This window comes from Corynebacterium tuberculostearicum SK141 (assembly GCF_000175635.1).
Classification (GTDB): domain Bacteria; phylum Actinomycetota; class Actinomycetes; order Mycobacteriales; family Mycobacteriaceae; genus Corynebacterium; species Corynebacterium tuberculostearicum_C.
Window position 1 is genome coordinate 1 of sequence record NZ_ACVP01000017.1, and the last position, 3,516, is coordinate 3,516.

The window sequence follows — 3,516 nt, forward strand, 5'->3', positions numbered from 1 at the left end:
TGTGTATTCGACGGCGACTTTGTCGGGTGGGCGTCGTGTGAAGCGTGCGGAGCTTACTGGTACTTGGATTGAGGATGTGTAATGCCAACTGTTAAGGGTAATTTGTTGTTTTTTGTCGTCTCGTGCGGCGCAGGTGTCGGAGGTGTGGGTGCGTGCCCCTAGGGTGCGTACTCATGTGGAGGGTGTGGTCACAACAGGGAATGACCGTTTCCCGGTCACTGGTGGGGAAGTGTCGTTTACGGCGGTGCCCGGTCCCGCCGTGCTCGCCCTCATTAGTCAGGGTCGTGCGGTGGACACTATCCCCATCCTCGTCGGCGACGTGGGTACGCAAACCCTGCGCCAGGTCGTGAGCGCCGCCAAGGTAGTGGACGATGCCACACAGCGCGAGATTGAGAAACTCGCAGCGCAGGCCGTCGACCTAGTGGACTCCTCGGTGGAAAACGCCCTCAAAGCGCAAGACGGCGCCACCCGCGCCGAAACAGCAGCAAGCAACGCGAAGCAGTTCGAGACTAGCGCATCCACGTCCGCCAGCGCAGCCGCATCGAGTGCATCCAAAGCAGCCACCTCAGTGCTAAATGCGGATAAGTCTGCCACTGCTGCGAAGCGGGATGCTGACCGTGCGGAGCAAGCGTCCAAGGAAACCATCGCCCAAGTGGAGGGTGACTACGCGACCCGCCCGTATGTGGATTCCCAGACGTGGGATAGGGGCATGTTGTCTTCGCCGGTGGAGCTTTTATCGTTGAAGCCTGGCCAGTACGGTATTTTCAGCTCGTCAGTATACAAGGGCATGAATCTGCCTGGTAACTCTGCTGGTCTCCTCACCGTGGATTACCTGGATGGGCCGAATGGGCGTATCCACGGGCGTTTCTGGTGGGAGTACCAGGACTCTACCTACGGGCGTATCTGCTATTCGGCGTCATCCTATAACGGTAATTTCCGTGGTTGGCAGCCGGATAACACGTGGCACAAAATGCCGCTGACTACCTCCGATAAGATTGTGGATTTGCCACCGGGCCGCTATCCAGTTACGTCGAAATCAGTGGCTGATGCCCTAGGGCTGCCGTGGGCTGGCATGGGCTACCTAGAAATGGAGTGGCTCGGCATGAGCGCTTACCAGCGCGTGGACTGGTGGACAGGAGCTAACCCTACCCACCATTGGCGAATCTCTATCTACAACAAGGGGTGGGATGCTGCCACGTGGGAACACCTACACGGTGCAGAAACCAGTGAGGCAGAAACCGATGATGGCGAGGAAAACAATTACCAGCTGGCTGGTGCGGAAGCGGCTATCGAAGCCATGCTCACCACCAACGACCCCACCATCTCCTACGAACCTGACCGTGCTGCGCTGGTGGGGGACTTAAAGCGCCGCGAAGGCCCCGTCCACGTAGGAGACGCCGGAGCACTCGCCCTCGTCTTCGACCACGGCACCACCGCATTCCGCGATTGGGTATGGCCTGAGCTTAAAAAGCGAGACCTTGTTGGCACCATGTCGCTTGCCCCAGAAATCCACCTCGACGAAAAGGGCGACTCCCGCCACCGTGCCACGAATGATGAAATCAAAGCGTGGGTCAACGATGGCCTAGCCATCGCCTCACACTCCGGCGACCACGCAGGCGCGAAGACCACGACAGACATTTACCGCCAGATTGTAGTATCCAAGCAGACACTCGAAACCAAGCTTGATACAAAAGTGGATTGCTGGGTACAGCCCGGATACTCCACATCCCTAGGAACCTACAAGGGATTCGGCACTGGGCAGAACGCCATCGACTATACCGCCAGCATGGCAGGCCGTCTTTTACAGCAAACCTACCCCGTCATCACCGGCTACGTAGGCGACGATTACATCTACCCCATGCAGGAATTACCCGTAGGCGTACGGCGCTCCCTCATAGAGAAAAAAGACACCGTAGCCCAAGTTCGCGACTACGTACAGCAAACAGCAGAAAAGGGCCTAAAGCACATCAGCTTTTTCCACCCCTACGCACTACCAGAATCGTCTGACATCTACGCCACCAAGAAGGACTACATAGATTTCCTCGACCTCGTAGCCGAGCTACGAGACGCAGGAAAGTTAAAAGTCCTCACGTTGCCGCAACTAGCAATCGCAGAAAAATAACACACCACACATCCCATTAGCCCCCGTAGGCCGCGCAGGCAACGGGGGTTAACTCATGCCTAAAAGGAGGGCACAGCATGGATTGGAAGAACGTCGAGCCGGACGTGTACCGGCTCATCAACAAGCACTACACACCCGGCAGGGGCGGACAACAGATTAAGTACATTGTCCGCCACCACAACGCCGGCGTACTCACCATTGATGGGTGCTGGCAAGTCTGGCAGACACGGGAAGCTAGTGCCCACTATCAGGTGGAAAACTCCGGCCGTATCGGCCAGCTCGTCAACGACTCCGATACCGCGTGGCACGCCGCAAACCAGCTCCGAAACCAGCAGTCAATTGGTATTGAGCACGCCAACTGCGGCGGAGCCGACCAAGACTAGCCCATCAGCGACACCGTAATCAAGCAAGGCGCACGCCTCGCGGCAGCCCTCTGCCACTACTACAACCTAGGCCGCCCCGAATACGGCAAGAATATCCGCGACCACAAAGAAACCGGCCAGACTGGTTGCCCCTACCACCTCGCCTACGGCGGCAAATACCACCAAGCATGGATGAATGAGGCGCAGCGATTCTATGACGAACTCACTCACGGCGGTGGACAAAAGACCTCCACGGCTAAGCCGGTGAAGAAAGAAAGCAAGGGGATAACTATGAATGCGGTTGACCAGGTTAACGCCCACACCAGGGCTTTCGTCACGGGGTATCTCTCCGCAGATTGATGCAATTCAGGAAATCTGGCGGCAGCTCCGTGGCCCCGGCGGTAAGGGCTGGCCCCAATTGGGACAGAACGACGAGGGCCAGAACCTCACATTGGTGGATGCAGTTGCCGCAATCCGCCAAGACCTCGCCCGCATTGAAAAGAAACTGGAGGAACGATAATGGCCAAGCACTACACCAATCTCGCACCAAAGCCCCGCGCCGTCATCGGCACCATGGTGGATACGACTAGCCGTCTATGTCATCGTCGCCGTCGTGGGCCTGGCCCTCGTCGCATTCGGCATCGCCAGCTCCGAGCAGGTAGACGGCTGGCTCGGACAGACCGGTGGTCTAGCCGCGCTCATCGGTGGCCTCCTCGCCGCAGTGAATACCGGACGTGAGTCAGATGAGACCCCGTGGGGGTTGTCATCGAGCAGACCCCCACACCTGAGCCAGAGGCTACGCCCGCCACCCTGCCGGTCTACACCGAGCCCACCACAGCAGGGGAGTGAGTATGGATTGGGAAAGATTTAAGCGCCATGCCGCCAGGTGGCTCGTATCCGACGCAGCCGGGCTGTTGATTCTGGGCAGTATTTCCATCGCTCGCGGCATGTCCTACACGCCCTTGCTGGTGAACCCGGAGCGGAAGCCGACGCATTTTATGGAGAGCGTGCTTAATCCGCCGTCGTGGGCTG

At 58.3% G+C, this 3,516-nt stretch carries 2 protein-coding genes and 1 pseudogene; all 3 read left to right on the plus strand.

Annotation, left to right across the window (positions count from 1 at the left end):
• Positions 1-184 precede the first annotated feature (184 nt).
• Entirely contained in the window at positions 185-2,122 is a 1,938-nt protein-coding gene (locus tag CORTU0001_RS05755; RefSeq protein ID WP_157749117.1) for a polysaccharide deacetylase family protein, read from the plus strand.
• Positions 2,123-2,199: 77 nt separating this feature from the next.
• Positions 2,200-3,004 (plus strand): annotated as a pseudogene (locus CORTU0001_RS12060) (N-acetylmuramoyl-L-alanine amidase).
• 331 nt (positions 3,005-3,335) lie between these two features.
• Positions 3,336-3,516 (plus strand): hypothetical protein (locus CORTU0001_RS11875; protein ID WP_005328113.1); only part of this gene is annotated, 181 nt, incomplete at its 3' end.